Below are 18,879 nucleotides of genomic sequence, written 5' to 3' on the forward strand. Positions count from 1 at the left end.
TTATTTCCTCATTTTCTTAAGTAAAAGTGTGAATATGAAAGCGGCCGTTGCCGCGACAGTAACCCAAAGAAGTGTGGAGCTACCAAAAGCACCACCAGGCGTGGAGATAGTGCCTTGTTCATAAGGCCCTTGTTGTTGAGGTGCCGGTGCCGGATTGAAAATTGAATCGATCACGTCACTCGCGCCAGGAATGTAAGTATCAAGAACACCTTTGCCGATATCCTCGTACTTTCCTTCAGAAGCGAGCTTCCCGACGACTAAAGCGTCTGTAGGGTTCGCGACGGCATAATCAACGGCCTTAGAGACGTAGCCCTTGTTTAAAAGATAACCACCACCGGCGGCGTAAGCTGCGGATCTTACGTTATAGCGAACCATATCCGAAAGATCGGTGTCGGTGACGTTGCCCGATTTAATTCTTTCAGAAGCGTTGACGTTCCGAACGGCATCACGAGACCAACCAAGTGTGAGATTATTTGCTGTGTCGCTCTCAGCGAATTTTTTTACAGTGTCACTGGAGTTTATCACTTGTGACACCGGGTTGTTATTTACGGCGGCCGATGCCACGGTTCCAACGGCACCCTTTACATTTCCGCGCGCAAGATGTGCAGTAGCTTCAATCGGCGCTACAATCGGTTGTGTCGCCGTTTTTACGATTTTCCCGATATCTCCGCCCTCAACAAACTTACGGCCACTTTCGAGAGCGTTTCCAGTCTCTTTAACGACGTTGTTTACGACACTCGTCGCTGATTTTACAGCAGATGAAATTGGATCACTACCACCCATTAGATGTCCTTCCAGTAGATCAGAAGGTCGCCATCGGCACCGATTTGTTTCATGCCGTAAAACTCCAGTGCCCCCTTCGAGTTTTCAAAGCCATTTGCCGTAGTCAATACGGTTCCATATAGCTTGGTGCAACCTTGCGCCTTCGCGATTTTCACAACTTCATCGGCAATCACAAGGCCATAGCCCGTGCGCCGATATTCTTTTGCGACGAAGATATCTACAAGAAAACAATCATTCTTAATGATTCTATAAACGGCAAAACCCACCTCAGGAATTAAAAATAGTTCCTGATTAAGTCGTTCGTTTATATATGAATGATAAAGTTTCATTCTAGAACCTCGAAGAAAAGGGGCTCAAAAGAGCCCCTTTTGATTACACTTTCGGCGGCACAACTTCTTCAGTTACGATGTACAAAGTCGCTGGGCTCGTGTAGTCAACCAACGAAGAATCGTTAGTATCAATTTTGAGTTTCAGCGTGCTTGTTCCACCTTCCTTAGAAGTGTCCAAAGCCGTTGCCATATCTCTGCGAGAGATCTGTGTTAAGTGCGCAAAGCCGTCCATACGGTTTGCACCGTTAACCCATTTCGGCTCGATACCGTATTCGATGCGGTTCGCATCTTGTAGAGTATTAAAGCCAATCTCTTGCTCGGCACCGCGCGAATTTTTTTGCAAAGCAAGCTTGCGGATAAGCTTGTTCGTCGCAGCTTTCGCAGCGGATCCGTCAACCGTGTAAAGCGCAAGGCCTGAAAGCTTCGTGCCTGTATTGACTTCGATTTCTTTATCGAAGACTTGACCGGAAAACGGTTCTGATTTTTGGATTTGTCTCCAAAGATCGAACACAACGTTTTCAGGGAAATCAGTTCTTTCGACGTAAGAAACTTGAATCGTGAATTTTTGATTCGCGAAAGTGATACCGCCACCGGCATTTGCAACAAGTCTTGCCATGTTGCCGCAATGGAACTTCAACACTGTCGACGTAGAACGGCGAGTATTGAAGTATGTTGTTTCACGGCCGAAACCGCCCGGTTCACAGTAAACGTGCTCAAAAGGCAGATATACTGATTCGTCGATTGATACGACTTGACCAGTAGTGCCCGGTTGAGGTGCGCCCTCTGTCGTCGGGAACAGGTTTTCCGTTGCGCCTACAGAGAACAAACGACGTGACGGTGTGCCCATCGCGCTGATTTGTTGCATGTGCAAGAAGTGAGGACGCAAGTATTTCACTTGGCCCTGGCGATCGTCGACAAATTCAATGTAATTGATCAGAGAATCCATCGCGCCTTCAGCTCTGAAAGACGGCGTGCCTGTGAAGTTGTGAACGAATGAACCCTTGATGTTGATATGAATACCAACGAGACAAGTATCATTCGAAACTTTATGAGTGACAACTTGTCCCTCTTCCCATTTCACATCGAAAATTCGACGTTTTGGGCCCTGATCTAGGGCAATTTTCTTGTCGGCCATATTATGAACCACCAAGTTTTTGCTTAATACCCAAGATATTTTTGTTGTAGGCGAACATAAAAGCTACGATCACCACAAGCGCCGTAATAACGGTCGATTTATCAAACTTTGGCATTTTCAACTCCTGTTGTTGTTGTTGTTTTGTTTTCGCTCTTCATGAGCTAGCAGTTTTAAGACTCGGAGCAACCTTGAGGGAACACAAGGCCTGTTTATTTTTTGGATTTATTTTTATTTTTCGGAATTATTTTCGGTGGAAATTCTTTTTTTTCCGTAAGTCGGAGAAAAATAAATAAAATTCCGCGCGGGTAAATTAATTAATTGATCTGTATCGTCACCAATAAAATCAGCAACCGCTCGTAAATCATTTTTATCGTGAAGCTGCCCACAAAATATATGTTCCGCTTGCGAAAGAAGTCCTTTATTTATTTGCGCCGGTCTTTGCGTAATATTACAGAGACCGACTTTTTGATGTCGGCCGATAAATGCAAGATTCTTTAGCCATGGTGGCATCCAATGTGGATTACAGAACATTTGAACTTCATCGATCACGACCTGGAGATCACCGGCGTAATAGCAGAGACGAAGAATTTCATTGAATATTTCCGGCGTATTTTTTTCGTCAGGCGAAAATCGAAAAATGATTTTATATTTTTTTGCGCCGGTTTTTAATTTTTCCCTTAATTTATTTGCAAAACCGCGAAAGCTTGAAACGATTTCGCCGTCGGTCCAGTCCGCCACGGGATCAATGATTACCTGCCGAGGATAAATCTCGTTAATTTTGCGTGCTAGATACGATTTTCCTGATTTTCGTTTTCCGAAAATACAAATGCAGTCGGCCGTCTGGAATTTCATAACCCGGTCCAGAAATTAATTATGAAAATTCCCATTGAGAAAAAAATCAGGGAAATTACAATTAATAAAAGACCGCCGATTAAATCAAACCAGGCGTCAGCTATTTTCCTCATCCACGATTTTTTCATACTTATTTCCCATAATTGATTTTTTTATTTTCAGAAAAAATAATTCCGATAAATAAATAATTCCCGTCGGCACGGCCGCGACAGCCACACCGCCGAGAGTCCAGATAAATAAAAAGGAAAGCGCGATCTTAATTGTCACGGCTCACCCTGCTTAAATAGGACGCAGCAGATACCGACGCCGTAGGGAAGGGCTCTCGACCTTGAGGGGAAGGCTGCGAGTCGGTCTCGGTATCTGCCGATGGGGATTTAAATCGTGCTGCGATAATTTCACGCTTTTTCGCAGCAAAGAGGCGCATTTTCTTAATTCCCAAAAGGGCATAGGAAATTACGAACGCCACTAAATTAAATTTGCGTGGATCTTTTAAATCAAGATCAGGCAAATAAGAGTGAATTAATTTTGCTAAATAATACGACGGAAGTTTCGCTTCCGTATCGTCGGGAACTACGTCGATACCAGTTTGAAGGCCTACGATATCAAAAGGTGCCTTCACAAGCTCCAGGGCGAGCGGTTCAACTTCATTTGGCTTGATTACCTCCGCAGCTTCGACGTCTTTAAAATCGTCGTTAAAGCTCATTGAAGGCTCTTGTTGTTCGCTTTTGGTTTGTTCTGCTGGTTTTGGTTTTGGAGGACGGCCACGACCGCGCTTTGGTGCGGTATTTTCAGCAATATTATTTTCCGACTGCTGAATAATTTTGTCGAAATTCAGCGGTTGAGTGCCTTCCGCTAGCTTTTCCGTTTCCATAAAAAATTCCTTCCCTGAATTTTAAAAAGAAAATTGGTGGCGAAAATCCGACCGCCGAAAGATGCAACTCAAAACGGCGGTCGAATTAACGCGCTATTTAATTTTTAGTTTTGAATAAGGTCGCGGAGCTGCGCGAAATATTCTTTTCGAATATCCCAAAGCTCATCTTTGATAGTGGTAACTCGCGCGCGATTTATCGGGAAAAAATCCATGAGAATAGTTTCGAGTCTATCGAAGCATTCATGCGCGTTCAAAAAAGCGGTTTTTAAATCATCTTGGTGATTTTTTGCTGTGCTTACTTTTTGGGCATCATTTTCAGGCATTTTTTAATTCCTTAAATGTTCTGAAATTTTTTTAAAAAACTTGTGGTGAGAAAATGATTGCATCCAAATCATGGTTCATGGCAAACAAAAAGAGCTGTAAAAATGTAAATCGTACATGGTTTGTTTAAGCAGCAATCTAAATTTTGCAAAGCGTTGTAAAATTTACCTGTCTGAAAACATCAGTGATTCTGCGCACTTAGATCTAAAACATATAACTATAAGCTTTAGGCGAATTTGAAAAAGGGCATGCTGGGATACCCTTTGAAGGATTCTTTTGTGGTTTCAATGACTTAGCTTGACTCCCCAAAGGCCTTCAAACAATCATATATGTATTATACAACGCTATTTATTGTGAATAACAATATAAATATTGTGAAATGCAATAGTCCTGAAGGGGTTTAAATGGAAATAGACGTTCTGGGTCTAGGTCAGGAAATGGATGAAAAGGCCACTTTAAACGAGGGCTTTTTGGAGGGGGATGTAGGGCCCCGCTCAAAGACATCGCTTCGAATCCATTACGAGGCTCAGGTATCAGTCATTCAAAAACAGATCGGGAATTTGGAAGAAATTCGCGGGATTTTAGGCCTTTCTCAACGCAAAATGGCCCAGCTTCTTTTGGTCGATCCGTCCAGTTGGACGCGTTGGACGAAACAGAATGATGAAGCACCCCCACATATTTGGAGGGCTTTGCAATGGTATATGGCTCTTCGAGAGAAGATTCCGGGTTTAACTCCTCAGTATTTTATCAGTACAAATCCCCAGGTTTTGCATCAAAAGGCCTTGAAAGAAGTCGATTTAGAACGTCAGCAGCGCATGGAAGACATGGCTCAGTTGTCGGCAAAACTTGAGGGAATTGCCTATGAACGCGACGCTCTTCGTTCGGAGATTTCTTCGCTGAAAAAAGACCTGAATTTTCATAAGAAGATGAGTATAGTCATCCTTTTAATTAGTTTATCCTGGTTCGCCGTTTTGTGGTTTTGGAAAGGCCTATGATTAAGCACGACTCAATTCGACTTTTAGCTACGAAAAAGATCTCTGAAGCCATTCAAAAGATGGGTCAAAGCCTTTCGGAAGATGAAATCTATAAAGCTCTTGTTGAGCCTCCCCAATCGGATATGGGTGATTTGGCTTTCGGCTGTTTTACGTTGGCAAAGGCTTTAAAAAAAGGTCCTCCCCAAATTGCGGGAGAAATCGCGCAGAGTTTTTCAGCGGATCCTTTCATTGAAAAGGCTCAGGCGGCAGGCCCTTATTTAAATATCACTTTTTCTCCCGTTTGCCATGGAACTCAAGTTTTAGAGACGATCCTGGATGGAAGTTTCTTTAAGAAGCCTTTGGTCGAAAAATCACCCAAAACAATGATCGAATATTCTCAGCCAAACACTCACAAAGAACTTCATGTGGGTCATATGAGAAATCTGTGCTTGGGAGATGCGATCGTTCGCATGCTTCGCTATTCGGGTCGCGATATCGTCGCTTCCACTTTTCCGGGCGATATGGGTACGCACGTCGCCAAATGTCTTTGGTACATGAAAAAGCACAACCAAGAGCCTGTTCCTGAAACGAGCAAGGGTGAGTGGTTAGGGCGCATGTACTCAAAAGCCAATCTTCTTTTAGAAGATCAAAACGGCACGCCTCAAGAAGCTATTAATAGACAGGAACTGACGGATATTCTTCATCAGTTGGAATCTAAATCCGGTCCTTACTTTGAACTTTGGAAAGAGACCCGTGAATGGTCTATCGCCTTGATGAAGAAAGTCTATGACTGGGCGGGAGTTCACTTCGACGAATGGTATTTTGAATCTGAAATGGATTCTCCGTCTGTGGCGTGGGTGAAAGACCTTTACGCGCAAGGAAAGCTTGAAAAATCAGAAGGTGCGATCGGTAAGAATTTAGAAGCTGAAAACTTAGGCTTCTGCATGCTTTTGAAATCCGACGGCACTGGGCTTTACGCGACGAAAGATTTGTTGCTGGCAAAACATAAGTTTGAAGATGTGCACATTGAAAAAAGCGTCTATGTCGTAGATATGCGCCAGGCTTTGCATTTTAAACAAGTTTTCCGCGTTCTTGAAATGCTGGGCTTTGAGCAAGCTAAAAACTGTTTCCATCTTCAATACAACTATGTCGAACTTCCCGATGGCGCCATGAGTTCTCGCAAAGGAAATATCGTTCCTTTAACTGAGCTTGTTCATCGTATGGAAGAACACGTTAAGACGACGTACCTACACCGTTATGAAAACGAGTGGAGCAAAGAAGACATCGTCCGCACCGCTGAACAGGTGGCCAAAGGAGCGATCTTCTATGGAATGCTTCGTATGGATACGAATAAAAAAATCGTCTTTGATATGAATGAATGGTTGAAGTTGGATGGGGAGTCTGGGCCTTTTGTTCAGTACTCTTATGCGCGTATTGCAAGTCTGGGACGCAAATTCCCGCGCACCCAAAAGAATGTCGACTGGTCTAAGTTGACTCATTCTTCAGAACGCCAGTTGATGCAGGCGCTATTTGGATTTAACTCGGCAGTGGCTCAGGCTGCAGAAAATTTTAAACCCGCTGCGATCTGCACCTATTTGTATGAGACAGCAAAAAAGTTTAACGTCTTCTATCATGAGTGCCCGATCGGCACAGAGAAAGATGAAGCCACTCGTGAAGCACGTCTTGCTTTGGCGTCCGCAGTGGGTGTCACTCTTAAAAACGGCCTTTCTGTTCTGGGAATGCCGGCACCAGAGAAAATGTAATGAGAAAGTCCCTCTTGGTAGAGGGATTTTCGCTCTCTTTTTATGCAAATAATGCGGCGAATATGTTCGCCGCATTAACGCTAGTCTTTTTACTCAAATGGACACATGATCTCCTCGCACTAAATAAATGAAGGAGCCTACTTTGGGAACTTTTGAGCTTATTTCTAAGCATGGAGACCATGAGCAAGTTGTTTTCTGTAACGACCCTCACGTTGGTCTTAAAGCCATCATCGCTATTCACAATACTTCTTTGGGGCCTGCTCTTGGTGGTACACGTATGTGGAACTACAAGAATGAAGATGAGGCTTTGGTAGACGTTCTTCGTTTGTCTAAAGGTATGACTTACAAAGCAGCTGCTTCAGGTTTGAACTTAGGTGGCGGTAAAGCGGTTATCATCGGCGATCCAAAAACTCAAAAATCAGAAGGTCTATTCAGAGCTTTTGGTCAGTTCGTAAACTCTTTGAACGGTAAATATATCACAGCTGAGGACGTAGGAACTTCAGTTCAAGATATGGAACACATCTACATGGAAACACCTTGGGTGACAGGTATCCCTAAGGATTTCGGTGGATCTGGTGACCCATCTCCTTACACAGCACACGGTGTTTTGATGGGGATCAAAGCTTCTGCGAAAGAAAAATTCGGTACGGATTCTTTGAAAGGTTTGCGAGTAGCTGTCCAAGGTCTTGGTAACGTGGGTTCCAACCTTGTGAAGTACTTGAAAGAAGAAGGCGCGGAAATCACGGTTGCTGATATCGATATGGGCCGCACTAAAAAAGTTGCTGAAGCTTCAGGTTCAAAAGCCGTTTCTCCTGACGAAATTCTTTCTGTTGAATGTGATATCTTGGCGCCATGTGCGTTGGGAGCGATCGTTAATGATCAAACTATCACGAAGTTCAAAACTAAAGTTATTGCGGGCGGTGCGAACAATGTTCTTGCTGAAGCACGCCACGGTGACCAGTTGAAGGAATTGGGCATCCTTTATGCTCCAGATTACGTGATCAATGCCGGTGGTTTGATGAACGTCTTCGTTGAGCTAGAGGGTTACTCCCCAGATCGCGCGTTTGAAAAAACAAAACGCGTTTATGACAACATCCTTAAAGTTTACGAAATTGCAAAACGTGACAATATCGGAACTCACACGGCGGCAGACCGTTTGGCTGAAGAGCGCATCAACACTATTGGTCGCTTGAAACAACGTCACCCAGGTAAGTCTTCTCGTTCATTCACAACGCTTAAAGAAGTTTATAATCGTTAGGCCGCGGCAGCGGGCAGAGTCGAAGCGCCTTCGGGCGCGCAGGCTGAAGCAGCATCTGCGTTTAACGAGTTTCCAAGCAAATGGGGGCCACAAAGCCCCTTTTTTTATGCGCCGAGTGATACGGAATCTCCCAGGTCCCATTTCTTGACAAGCCTCCTCGACCAAAGAACAATCTTTCCTCGTAAGTATTTATTAACAGCGAGGAATTATCTTGAGCACAAAGATTTCTAAAGAAGATTTGAAGTCCCCAGATCAGGTTACACAAACTTTGAGAAAGGGTTTTATTTGGACAACAACTCACTCCAAAATGGTGATCATCGCCGTGATTGCTTTCGTTGTTGTTGGTCTAGGTGCTTCTATTGCGGGTTATTTGTCGCAAAAGAAAGAAGTGTCTCAACAGGAAAAGTACTTCCTTCTTGAAAAAGCTTATAACGAAAAGAAAGCAGGCTTTGAAGAAGCGGCTCGTGCAGAGATCATGGCAGCTCAAACAAAAGATAAAAAGAACGTTCCCGCGTTTGATCCAGCTAAAAAAGCGTCTGGTGATTTGCAAAAAGATTACGGCACTGTGATCGCGGGTTTTGAATCTTTCATTTCTGAAGCTCCTAAAACAAAAGCCGCGCAAATGGCGGCTTTGAATGTCAGCGAAATCTATGCGAACTACGGTAAGCAAGATGAAGCTTTGTCGACTCTACAAAAAGTAGAAGCAGGTCTTGATAAAGACGATATGCTAACGGCTTTGGTATGGATGCAAATGGGTAATGTCCTTGCTGCTAAAAACGACTGCAAAGGTGCGATTGAAAAATGGCAAGCTTTGTCTAGCCAGAAGTCTTTGGCGTTTGCGCATGACGAAGCCAAACTTCGTATGGGCCTTTGCTTTGAATCTATGAATGACCTGACTAAGGCTGAAGAGATTTACACTGAGATCGCGAAAAAAGAAGATCAAAATACGACAGACTTTGCAGCCGCACGTGAAGCTCAAAAATATCTTCGTCTTTTGAAAGCTAAGAAGAACCTTTAATCTGGGGCTTTAATGAAGAATTTGCTTCTAGGATCTCTTTTATTGTGTCTTGCGGGGTGTACGACATTGGATCGTACACTTGAGCAGTGGAGTTCTAAAAATAACAATAAAAGAGAATACGAAGTTAAAACGGCTTGGGTTCGTCAAACGACTGAAAAAGACAACCTAGGCTTTCGTAAAATCAATCGCATGACTCCAGTTCTTGCTGGCGATTTAGTCATTCAAGGAAATGGTCTTGATGGCTTGGTCGCTTATGAAAAAGAAAGTGGTCAGTTAAAATGGCGCTTGCCGATTCAAAACGGTATTGAGCCCAGCGCTACGATCATTCGCGATCGCCTTTTCGTCGGCGCGAGTGACGGAAATTTCTATTCTATTTCTGCCAGTACTGGCGAAATTCAGTGGTCTTTTGCAACAAAAGCCGAAAATCTTTCAGCACCTTTACTTGAAGAAGGGGTTGTTTACTTCTTAGCTGGAAATAACGTTTTTTACGCGTTAGATGCCGCTACAGGAAGACAGATCTGGCTTTACTCCCGTCAGGATACGTCTCAGTTTTCTATCCGTGGTGGCAGTCAGGCCGCATTTAAGAACGGAACCTTGTATGTCGGATTCTCGGATGGTTCTTTAGTCGCGTTGAACGCGCAAACGGGTGCGGTTGTTTGGGAACTTCAATTAAATCGCAACAAACGCTTCCGTGATATCGATGCCACTCCTGTTATTGATGGCAATCAGCTTTATATCGCAGGCTATGACGACAAGCTGTACTGTGTTTTTATCGATAAAGGCGAAGTGTTGTGGCGTATTGATGGCGGTGGTTACAGTGCTGTGACTATGGCCGGAGATAAAATCTTTTACCCTACGACGAACGGCGAAGTCTGGGCTTTAAAAAAGTCCAACGGCGACAAAGTGTGGAATTATAAATTAAAAGACGGCATCGCTTCTCAGGTAAAGACTTATAAAGGAACATTGGTGTTTGGAGAATCTCAAGGAAGTCTTCGTTTCTTAGATCCAAATACAGGTTCTGACTTGGGAAGTATCGAGCCAGGACGTGGTATTCTTTCATCTCCCCAAGTAGATGAAAAAGCCGGCCGTGTGTATTTCATTTCAGGCGAAGCCAATCTTTTTGCGATTCAAGCAGGTTGGATTAAAACACCTTATTTTAAGGAGTAAGAGATGAAACAGCTTTTGGCAGTTATTCCGTTTGTTTTTGTTTTAGGTGCATGCACACATGGTAATTGTCGCACGCAAAAGCAGCCCGATAAGGCAGCCGCGACTGCGACCAACGCAACAACAAGCGAGGCTCCCGTGACAAAGTCAGCAGCTACAGATCGCGTGAAAGTTCATAAACCTGATGGTTCTTTGCAATGCGGTCAGGGAAAAGCCATTCCTGTCGCGGAAATGCAAAAGCAGCTTAAAGGCATTAAAGTCTATTCTTCTTCAAATCAGAACGACGGTATGATGCGCATTCAGGTGTGCGGAAGCCCGACAGGCATGTCGAACGTTTATGAAATCGATCGCAAGGACCTTGAAGCTGCTTTAAAATTGGGCTTTAAGGAATGGACTTTAGAATAAGTCCTCTTCGAGCAGGGGAGATGATCTCATTCTGAGACGTCTTCCCCGTTGACAGGGGAGTGACAAAGCTTGAAAAGCCTCCCCTTCTCATCTTGAGAATCTCAAGTATTATCGCCACTTAAGTAATGCCACAGAGCTTGCATAGATACCCTTTGAGGTGTTTTCTATGCGTAAGATCTATACTCTGCTTTTAGCGTTCTTGATGTTCCAAGGCAGCCTTAATGCGCGCGCGGAACTAACAGCGGAACACAAAGTACAGCTTTCACAGCTTGAATATCTATTAGCTGTAGATCGTTTGGATTTCTATTCTGATGGTCTAGCAGACTATTTGATGGATCACGAACAAAAGCTTGCGGCAGAAGCTATTCGTCGCATTGAGCCTGAAGATCTTGCAAAAGAACAATTCAATTCTCGTGATCTCAATAATCCTGATAAGTGGAATGAACTTATTCTTTCCGTGTTACATAAAAAATTCCCAGAATTTAAGCACCTGACTTTAAAAGATATCGAGTGGAATTATAACTTCTTCCGTAAAAAGTTGATGGAAGGTTTTAAGGCAGATCCAATTGCTTTAAAGCGTGAAGCTTCGGTTTCCGATTTAAACAAAGGTCCTGTTGCTTACAATAAAAGATCCATTCCTAAATTGGATGGCAAAAGCATTTTGTTAGATGCGGAAAGATATATCTCTGAGAAAACAACACGCGCCCTTTTCTGGGATGCGGCTTTAACGGATAAATCTGTTGAGTTTCACTTAGGAACAGAGCGTGATTTCCGTCAAAGAATCTCTCGAGAAGAGCGTGAAGTCGTTGCGGAAGTAAAAACCCGCGCGGCGAATTACAACAAAATCTATCTGGTATTTGATCCTCGTTCAAAAGAATATTCTTACGCCTTTACGCGTATTTCGGGCGATGACCGTGTGAAACACTTGATCGCTCAACTGCGCATCTTGAAATACGATAACAAAGTCGCTTTGAAGGATGAGTTTGTTCGCGTGTACGGAAATGCCAATGAAGTTCACCGTGATCAAGAAAAACGTTTGTTGGATATGTTTAAAACTCTTCCTAAAGCCGACATGGTTGTGATTGGTCAAAAGTCTGCGATTGCCAACGTGATCACTATGGCTGGCATGATGTCTCAAGTTCAACCGAACATGCAAGAGCCGGTTGGTCCTGCAAAATCACAGATTCAAAAACTGTCTGAGCGTGTAAAGGAAACAGGATCCTACTTTTCTGTGACCACGAAAGCCTCTGTTGTAAAAACGGAGTTTGAGAAGATGACTAACCCCATGGCTTCAAGTTTTGAAATCTTCAACTCCGAACAGCCGAGCCATGATGTTTCAGACGTTCTTTTAGAAACTAAAGACGGTCGTATTGTGCGCTGGAGATTTATCTCTAACATGTGGGGAGATGAAGTTGTGCCAGTGGCTCGCGCGCTTAAAAACTCGGGCCACGACAAAGTGGTTTACATCGGAACTGCCGGCGGCATCATCGGTAAAGGACTCAAAGTCGGGGATGTGGTAGCTCCTGCTTACACTTACACTCAAGACGGCAAACTATTGCCGTTAGAAAAACCGACTTACGGTACGGACTTTGTAAAAATGGGTCAGACCTTAGGTCAAGTGACATCTCCGTTTGATGAAACGAAAAAATGGTTCGCTAAATGGGAAGCAAAGATTGATGTTGTTGAGTTAGAGACTGGATATCTTAAAGAAAATCTAGGTTCTAAAGTCAGCTTTCAACCATATCTGCTTATTTCTGATGTGGTTGGTTCTGAACATGAAAGCTTGGCTGTGGCAGCTGCGGACTCTGGAAAGCGTAAGAACGGTCAGTTAAAGCTTTTAGAAAGTCTTTTCATCAATAACGGAATTAAATCTCCGATTTCAAATTTCCAAATGATCTCGGCAGAGTCTGCAGTGCAAAAAATGTATCATAAAATTGATACGCTAAGACCGTCTCGTGACGTGACTTCAAAATTACAACTGACTCAATTGGCTCTTCGTCAAGGTTTGACTACCGACGCAGAATTGGATGCTTTAATTAAGAAAGAAGCTTCATTTGATCGCCAGCTTTTGATGGATAAGCTTGAGAAATTTTCTGGCGGTTTAGAGCTTCTGTCTAAAAAGTTTTCTGGAGTTTCTTTCGCGATCGTGGGTGGCGAAGAACTTTTAAATGGAACTTGGAACCCTAAAAAGGCTTTGAAACTTCAAGTGATGGTTGGAAATACGACGGCTGAAAAAGCGACGTCCGTCTACCAAGCAGAGCTTTTGAAGATTCAAGCAACAATGGGATCTGAATTGCAGCTTGAGCTTGTGAATTACGATGCAGAAAAAACGCGCAATGCGATTTTCTTCAACTCAAATTCACGCAAAGTTCTGGTTCAACACTATGAAGGCAAAATTTTAAAGAAATTAGGATTAACAAAAGAAATCGATAAAAACGGCGGAGTTCGCTTCCGCGAGATCATCGAAACTTCTGGAGGTATGAGATGCGAAGCCATCCTTTTGTAAAAAGAACTCTTCCTTGCTTGGCAGTGATTGTTGCCTTGAGCTCGACCTCTCCAGCCTATGCGGCGAAAGATGGTTTTTTTGGGAAACTTAAAAGTGCGGCAACTCACTTTATAAACGCGGCGACCAAACCAGGTGGTCCAACCAAGGTTGTTCAGCCAGAAACGAAGCAAGATGCGCCGACGGCACAGAAAAATGCCTACATGTCGATGGATGCCTCTTTGGATTCTGTAGCCGAAGAAAAACAGCCGTTTTCTTTTGAAAAAGACTTCGTTGTAAAAGCAATGGAAGCGACGAATAAGAAAGCTTGGAATTCTTCAGATCTTCGTCGTAGTGCTACGGGTTTGTTAGAAAAAGCGGAGTCCGTTTCTACAGCTACACATACGGAAATCATTCCTGAGTATACTAAAGACGGTCTGGTTTTCCGCTTGCGCTACGATGAAAAGGCCCTTCAAAACAAAGACTCTTTGATTCGTGATGTGGCCTTGATCACAGCTTTGACTAAAAATGGTGGCTACGGAATATTTGAAAGTGTGTATATGAATACTTCGGTTTCTGCAGAAATCGAATCTCCTCACTCTATCGCCGAGCTTATGACCAATGCACGCGAAGGAAGTCCGACAGCGCAAGCGCGTTTGAACCTTCTATTCTCTAAAATATTAGAACAATTGCGTTTGTCTCAATCGATGGTCACTGACATGGGACTGACTCAAGATGTTCTCAAAGATCAAGCGAATCAATTGAAAGACCGTCAAGCGGCCCTTGATGAACTGGCAGCAAAACATCAAAGAAAACAACAAAAGGCCTTGGATGCTTGGAAGTCTGATACGGGAGCTTTGGATAAACTTGAAGCAATGAATGAGAAACTGGATGACTTGATTTTAAAGAACGATCGTAAAGGCGTTCGTAAGATGCTTGAAGCCTATCTTCCATGGGCCGTCATGGAGCCGGTAGAAGCCAACACGTGGAAAATTTGGCTTGAAGCAATTGAAAATCCAAATCACGAAAAATCCGTGATTGCGTTCCGAGGTTTAAAATACGATACCGATAAAATCCAGCGCAAACAAACAGCGCAAGGCGAAGTGTTTGGATTTATGTCGACTGTTTTAACCAAAAACCAAGGAAGTTATACGCGCCGCTTGCGTTCGCTTTCAACAAATCGCGAAAAGAACGGTGACGTCTCTTTCAATAGGCTGTCTCAGGAAAAATCTAGCGACGTTAGATCGATTCGTATTACGGATCAAATGACATCACATGCAAGAGATCCCAAAGCATCTAGCTTTATCTCTTTTACTTATGATCCAAACGTTGCTTATCGTTTCATGGGTAATGACGTAACGAAACAAATAAAAGGGGAGAGTGTCACAGTTCCTTACGGTGGGATATTAGTGGTGAAAATGGACGCTCGCCGTATGATTCCAAATGTTCCGTCGATGTATGGCACTGAGATTGAGCTTTTAGCTCCACTTATTGTATTCCCGGATGAAGTTGTAAAATACAAAGAAGGTTCATTCAAATCTGGTGAGTACGCGACATTTGTGAAAGAAATCTCCGAAAAAACGGGCGTGAATTTTGCTCAATGGAATACGGCCAAAGATGGTAACGATGAAAGTCTTAAAGAACGTTACAACCGTGACGGTCATGAGTTCTTAAAACAAATGATCGATACGAAGTACTTAAAAGCCATGTCTTGTTCGAAAGTCTTTTAATAATCTAGCCAAACTCACAGCCAATCTATAGAGTGATTCTTAATAACGAGGATCACTCTATGGAAATCGGCTTTCTTGGTGGTGCGAGCACCGTTACCGGCTCTAAATTTTTAGTTCATAACGATGGAACCCGCATTCTTGTCGACTGCGGAATGTTTCAAGGCCTTAAAGAGCTTCGCGAATTGAACTGGTCTGATTTTCCTATTGATCCGAAAAATATCGATGCCGTTGTTTTAACTCATGCCCATTTAGATCATTGCGGCGCTTTACCTTTGTTAGTACGTAAGGGATTTAAAGGGGAGATTCATTGCACAGAAGCGACTTTAGAATTAACCAAGATCATTTTACTGGACTCAGCCAAAATCCAGGAAGAAGACGCTGAGTACGCCAATAAAAAAGGCTTTTCAAAACATCATCCAGCACTTGCTTTATACACGATTGACGATGTCACTAAAACTTTACCTTTATTTAGAACGCACAAAGTCCATGAAGAATTTCAAATTGGATCTTTATCCATTGAGTTGTTCAATTCAGGACACATCCTGGGTGCGTCTTCGGTGTTAGTTTCTAATGGCGAAAAGAAGGTTTATTTTTCAGGAGATCTAGGTCGCAATAACGATCCTTTAATGTGGCCACCAGAACCTCCGCAAGAGGCCGATTATATCGTGATGGAATCCACCTATGGAAATCGTGATCATTCGGAAATTCCCTCTAAAGAAGTCTTAAAACAATGCATTCTAGAGATAGCGAAATCAAAAGGAGTTCTTCTTATTCCGAGCTTTGCCGTCGGTCGTGCGCAGAACTTGATGTACGAAATTACCGAGTTAAAAAGGGCAGGGGAAGTCCCCTCGCAAATCCCCGTTTATCTAAATACTCCGATGGGACAAGAGATCTCTAATTTCTATGAGCTCTACCCGTTTTTTCACCGTCTAGGTCCAGGTCAATTTGCAGAAATTATGTCTGAAATTCACACCGTTAAAACCGCCGAAGATTCGAAGGTTTTAAATGAACGTTCCGGACCCATGATTATTATCGCTGCCAGCGGAATGTTAACTGGCGGCCGAGTTTTACATCATTTAAAAGCCTTCGCACCAAACCCACGAAATATCCTGTTATTGGCAGGCTTTCAAAGCGCTGGAACTCGCGGCCGTAGAATTTTAGATGGAGAAAAAGAAATCAAATTGCATGGAATGTATGTAGATATCGCATGCAAAGTGGTACCTTCAGATTCATTTTCAGCACATGCAGATCGCAGTGATCTAATGAACTGGTTAAAACAAGCTCCTAAAACCCCGCAGAAAGTGTTTTTAGTGCATGGGGAAAGGTCAGCGTCGGAAGAACTCGAAAAACGCATTAAAACGTCTTTAAATTGGAATGTCGAAATTCCAGAAATGAACCAAATAATCAGGCTTTAAAGCGTTTAAATCAAAGCTGATACACATATATCGTTACATAATATAACTTATCAGAAGAATATATCTAGACCTTCCCGAGCTTTGAGATCCCTAGAAATCAACGCGCTTTTCGCCAAAGTATGTTGTTTCCAGCTTTGAATGGTTCCATGACTCCATGGTCTTTCAAACAATTTAGCGAAGCTTGCGTGATGGAAATATGTTCTGGCAAGCCACCCCAATCAATCCAATAATAATGAATTCCTTCAACCGTATCCGCGTCATGAGGTATTTTATTGATATGGTTTATGATCTGATCTTTCGCGAAATCTACAAATCGGTCGCCGCAGCTGAAGGCCTGCGCCGTTGATGAAACGAATATTACTAACGCGATAATAGAAAAAATATTTCTCATTCAATCCCCGTCAATTCTCAAATTGATTTATTTCTGAACCGCGAAGTTGTCACGATAAAATCAATTATTGAAGAATTTCTTCCTATTACAAATGCTCTAAAATATTCACAGTCCGTCCAAATGGATCTAGAACAAAGAACCGGCGCACATTCCAAGGTTCTTCCGTCAAGGGATAGACAATCTTAAACCGGGCTTTTTTTATGCGGCGGTAAGCCTCATCAACATCATCCACCTCGATCGACAGATCAGGCACCGGGGTGTTTGAACCACCCTGAGAGGCAAAGCTTATTTGAACTGTCATTTTAGAATTAGAACCGTATGTTTTTAGCCAGCCGTGATCCATAAGGACCTCTAATCCTAAAGCCTTTTCATAAAACCGGCGCGCGGCGGAAATCTTTTTTGTCTCGATATTTGCGACGATGCGTTTGACCTTCATATACAAATCAAACCATGTAACGGAACCTCTGTCATCCCGCCGCCACTTAAAATATTCCAGAGAGTCTTGGTAAAAGAGCTTTTAATGTATAGAACACACTGACGAAATTTGTAAAAGAAGCGAAATTTTTGTAGAGAAAATAGATTTCTCCCCAACGACCACTTTCTTTATGGGATTATACCTCAGTTTCAATATTCAAGGAGTTCTTATGAATACCCTCAAAAATGCTTCTTTTTTATGTGCGGTCGTTCTTTGTTTTTCTTCGGTTTCTCAAGCGGCCCAAATCGAATGTGCAGGTCGAGATGGAACAGGTCGAAATGTTCTTATTCAAATGGTCAATATCGCCAAGGACGTCGATGGTTATGGCGTCGGCAGATTGCAAGCTGTGACAATTGATGGTTTAGGTCTTATCTCATCTGATGCTTATGCCGTCGGCCGCCGAGGAAAAGTTGAAGATCCCGCTTATGGTCTCAATAGAGATCTTTATATCGAAGGTGGCGAAGCCTTTTTAAACCTTAAAAAAGTTGCTTCCCAAAAGTATACCGGCGAGTTCTGCGGTCCACAGAAGAATTCAAATGTGGGCGGTGTCAGACTGACGGACAATGATTGCATCGCGGTGACGTGTGAATCCAGAGGTTTAAGCACCCTTCGCAGCCTTTAATTGGTCAATGTTTGGTCAGTCCTAGAAAAGCTTCACGGCCTTCGGCATACAAAGTTTGTGAACTTTGACGAAGGTCGTTGCTAGCAGTAAAAGTGCAGAATTATTCGCAGGAAATGACTTATGAAAAACGCAGTCCTTACAATTATTGCTTTATTAATCACATCTACAGCTCATGCTGTGACGGCCGAACAGTTTGTTCGTGATTTTTCTGAACAGACCGAAAGAACGTTGAAATACATCAATGACGAAAGAGCCTCTGAAGGAAAACGTCTTTACTGTGAAAAACTCAATGACGAACAGATCGCTCTTATCGCTACAGCGGTTCAAAATCCAGATACAACAGTTGCGGAGTTCGTAGATTATGTGGGAAATAATCTGAAATGTTATCCAGAGTTCTTTGAACCACTAGGTCGCGAAAATTTGGGTGGATTTTTGTTAAATACCAAGGCTTACGTGATGGATGTTCTTATGATACATGAAGTGCTAGAGACCTTGAACGAAGGGCGAAGCCCCCATGATTCAGAACTTATTTTAGAAAGTTACGATCCGTACTATCTAGAAAGACTTCTTAAATCTCAATAACATGAAAGGCGCAGAAACAATCCTGCGCCTTTTTTATTTCTTATTCAGGATCCGGTGTGCCGCCTGTTGGTGGTGGTGTTGGAACCTTCTGACAAAGAACTCCACATTTCACAAAGCACCCGCGGTACTCATTCCAGCAGTACTTTGCGACAGGACGAGTGCCTGAAGGGCAACCTCGTAACATCGGTTCAATCACTGCATCAGCCGGCATTTCGGCTTCGGTGCGAAACTCTTCTGCGTGAGCATTAATGCCAGCCAAACAAACACTTGCGAATAAAACTGCAATCCATTTCTTCATATGTCCTCCGT

At 43.1% G+C, this 18,879-nt stretch carries 20 protein-coding genes; 11 read left to right on the top strand and 9 right to left on the bottom strand.

What is annotated here, in order from left to right:
• From AZI87_RS12025 to AZI87_RS12050, 6 genes are all read right to left on the bottom strand, one after another.
• Positions 1 to 783, bottom strand: a complete 783-nt coding sequence (locus AZI87_RS12025) for a hypothetical protein (RefSeq protein ID WP_063207299.1) — start codon at positions 781 to 783, stop codon at positions 1 to 3.
• Positions 783 to 1,112, bottom strand: a complete 330-nt coding sequence (locus AZI87_RS12030; RefSeq protein ID WP_063207302.1) for a GNAT family N-acetyltransferase — start codon at positions 1,110 to 1,112, stop codon at positions 783 to 785. The genes AZI87_RS12025 and AZI87_RS12030 overlap by 1 nt, the downstream gene beginning before the upstream one ends.
• A gap of 43 nt (positions 1,113 to 1,155) precedes the next feature.
• Positions 1,156 to 2,247 carry a hypothetical protein gene (locus tag AZI87_RS12035; protein ID WP_063207304.1) on the bottom strand — a complete coding sequence of 364 codons (1,092 nt, stop codon included), beginning with the start codon at positions 2,245 to 2,247 and terminating at the stop codon, positions 1,156 to 1,158.
• 228 nt (positions 2,248 to 2,475) lie between these two features.
• Positions 2,476 to 3,099, bottom strand: coding sequence for an AAA family ATPase (locus AZI87_RS12040; RefSeq protein ID WP_063207307.1), 624 nt, complete (start codon positions 3,097 to 3,099; stop codon positions 2,476 to 2,478).
• A gap of 256 nt (positions 3,100 to 3,355) precedes the next feature.
• Positions 3,356 to 3,970 (bottom strand): hypothetical protein, encoded by a 615-nt coding sequence (locus AZI87_RS12045; protein ID WP_063207310.1) that lies wholly within the window; start codon positions 3,968 to 3,970, stop codon positions 3,356 to 3,358.
• Positions 3,971 to 4,074: 104 nt separating this feature from the next.
• Positions 4,075 to 4,293 (bottom strand): hypothetical protein, encoded by a 219-nt coding sequence (locus tag AZI87_RS12050; protein WP_063207313.1) that lies wholly within the window; start codon positions 4,291 to 4,293, stop codon positions 4,075 to 4,077.
• Between the two features lie 402 nt (positions 4,294 to 4,695).
• Here AZI87_RS12050 and AZI87_RS12055 point away from each other — a divergent pair, with 402 nt between their 5' ends.
• The 9 genes from AZI87_RS12055 to AZI87_RS12095 all read left to right on the top strand — a co-directional run bounded on the left by AZI87_RS12055 (position 4,696) and on the right by AZI87_RS12095 (position 16,500).
• Positions 4,696 to 5,286: a hypothetical protein gene (locus AZI87_RS12055; RefSeq protein ID WP_063207322.1), complete on the top strand. Its 591-nt coding sequence runs from the start codon at positions 4,696 to 4,698 to the stop codon at positions 5,284 to 5,286.
• A complete protein-coding gene (gene argS / locus AZI87_RS12060) occupies positions 5,283 to 7,028 on the top strand; it encodes an arginine--tRNA ligase (protein WP_063207325.1) in 1,746 nt (581 codons plus the stop codon). Before AZI87_RS12055 ends, argS begins: the two co-directional genes overlap by 4 nt.
• 127 nt (positions 7,029 to 7,155) lie before the next feature.
• A complete protein-coding gene (locus AZI87_RS12065; protein WP_063207328.1) occupies positions 7,156 to 8,286 on the top strand; it encodes a Glu/Leu/Phe/Val family dehydrogenase in 1,131 nt (376 codons plus the stop codon).
• Positions 8,287 to 8,497: 211 nt separating this feature from the next.
• A complete protein-coding gene (locus AZI87_RS12070) occupies positions 8,498 to 9,304 on the top strand; it encodes a tetratricopeptide repeat protein (protein ID WP_063207331.1) in 807 nt (268 codons plus the stop codon).
• 12 nt (positions 9,305 to 9,316) lie between these two features.
• On the top strand, positions 9,317 to 10,471 hold the full coding sequence (locus AZI87_RS12075; protein ID WP_063207334.1) for an outer membrane protein assembly factor BamB family protein: 1,155 nt from the start codon (positions 9,317 to 9,319) through the stop codon (positions 10,469 to 10,471).
• Between the two features lie 3 nt (positions 10,472 to 10,474).
• Positions 10,475 to 10,873: a hypothetical protein gene (locus tag AZI87_RS12080; protein ID WP_063207337.1), complete on the top strand. Its 399-nt coding sequence runs from the start codon at positions 10,475 to 10,477 to the stop codon at positions 10,871 to 10,873.
• Positions 10,874 to 11,039: 166 nt separating this feature from the next.
• Positions 11,040 to 13,379, top strand: a complete 2,340-nt coding sequence (locus tag AZI87_RS12085; RefSeq protein ID WP_063207340.1) for a hypothetical protein — start codon at positions 11,040 to 11,042, stop codon at positions 13,377 to 13,379.
• On the top strand, positions 13,358 to 15,085 hold the full coding sequence (locus tag AZI87_RS12090) for a hypothetical protein (RefSeq protein ID WP_063207343.1): 1,728 nt from the start codon (positions 13,358 to 13,360) through the stop codon (positions 15,083 to 15,085). The genes AZI87_RS12085 and AZI87_RS12090 overlap by 22 nt, the downstream gene beginning before the upstream one ends.
• A gap of 59 nt (positions 15,086 to 15,144) precedes the next feature.
• The gene (locus AZI87_RS12095; protein WP_063207346.1) at positions 15,145 to 16,500 is read left to right on the top strand and encodes an MBL fold metallo-hydrolase; all 1,356 of its coding nucleotides are present in this window, start codon (positions 15,145 to 15,147) and stop codon (positions 16,498 to 16,500) included.
• A 97-nt stretch (positions 16,501 to 16,597) separates the two neighbouring features.
• Here the strand turns inward: AZI87_RS12095 and AZI87_RS12100 are convergent, their stop codons facing one another.
• Together AZI87_RS12100 and AZI87_RS12105 are read right to left on the bottom strand one after the other, a co-directional pair.
• Complete coding sequence (locus AZI87_RS12100) at positions 16,598 to 16,891, bottom strand: hypothetical protein (RefSeq protein WP_063207349.1); 294 nt, start codon at positions 16,889 to 16,891, stop codon at positions 16,598 to 16,600.
• An 85-nt stretch (positions 16,892 to 16,976) separates the two neighbouring features.
• Positions 16,977 to 17,327, bottom strand: coding sequence for a glyoxalase superfamily protein (locus tag AZI87_RS12105; RefSeq protein ID WP_063207352.1), 351 nt, complete (start codon positions 17,325 to 17,327; stop codon positions 16,977 to 16,979).
• Positions 17,328 to 17,535: 208 nt separating this feature from the next.
• On the opposite strand from AZI87_RS12105, the gene AZI87_RS12110 reads away from it, so the two are divergent.
• Positions 17,536 to 17,988, top strand: a complete 453-nt coding sequence (locus AZI87_RS12110; protein WP_063207354.1) for a hypothetical protein — start codon at positions 17,536 to 17,538, stop codon at positions 17,986 to 17,988.
• A gap of 120 nt (positions 17,989 to 18,108) precedes the next feature.
• Positions 18,109 to 18,570 (top strand): hypothetical protein, encoded by a 462-nt coding sequence (locus AZI87_RS12115; protein WP_063207357.1) that lies wholly within the window; start codon positions 18,109 to 18,111, stop codon positions 18,568 to 18,570.
• A 40-nt stretch (positions 18,571 to 18,610) separates the two neighbouring features.
• Here AZI87_RS12115 and AZI87_RS12120 read toward each other — a convergent pair whose 3' ends face one another.
• Complete coding sequence (locus AZI87_RS12120; RefSeq protein WP_063207360.1) at positions 18,611 to 18,868, bottom strand: hypothetical protein; 258 nt, start codon at positions 18,866 to 18,868, stop codon at positions 18,611 to 18,613.
• Positions 18,869 to 18,879 lie beyond the last annotated feature (11 nt).

Origin of the sequence: Bdellovibrio bacteriovorus (genome assembly GCF_001592745.1) — a bacterium.
Taxonomy (GTDB): Bacteria; Bdellovibrionota; Bdellovibrionia; order Bdellovibrionales; family Bdellovibrionaceae; genus Bdellovibrio; species Bdellovibrio bacteriovorus_B.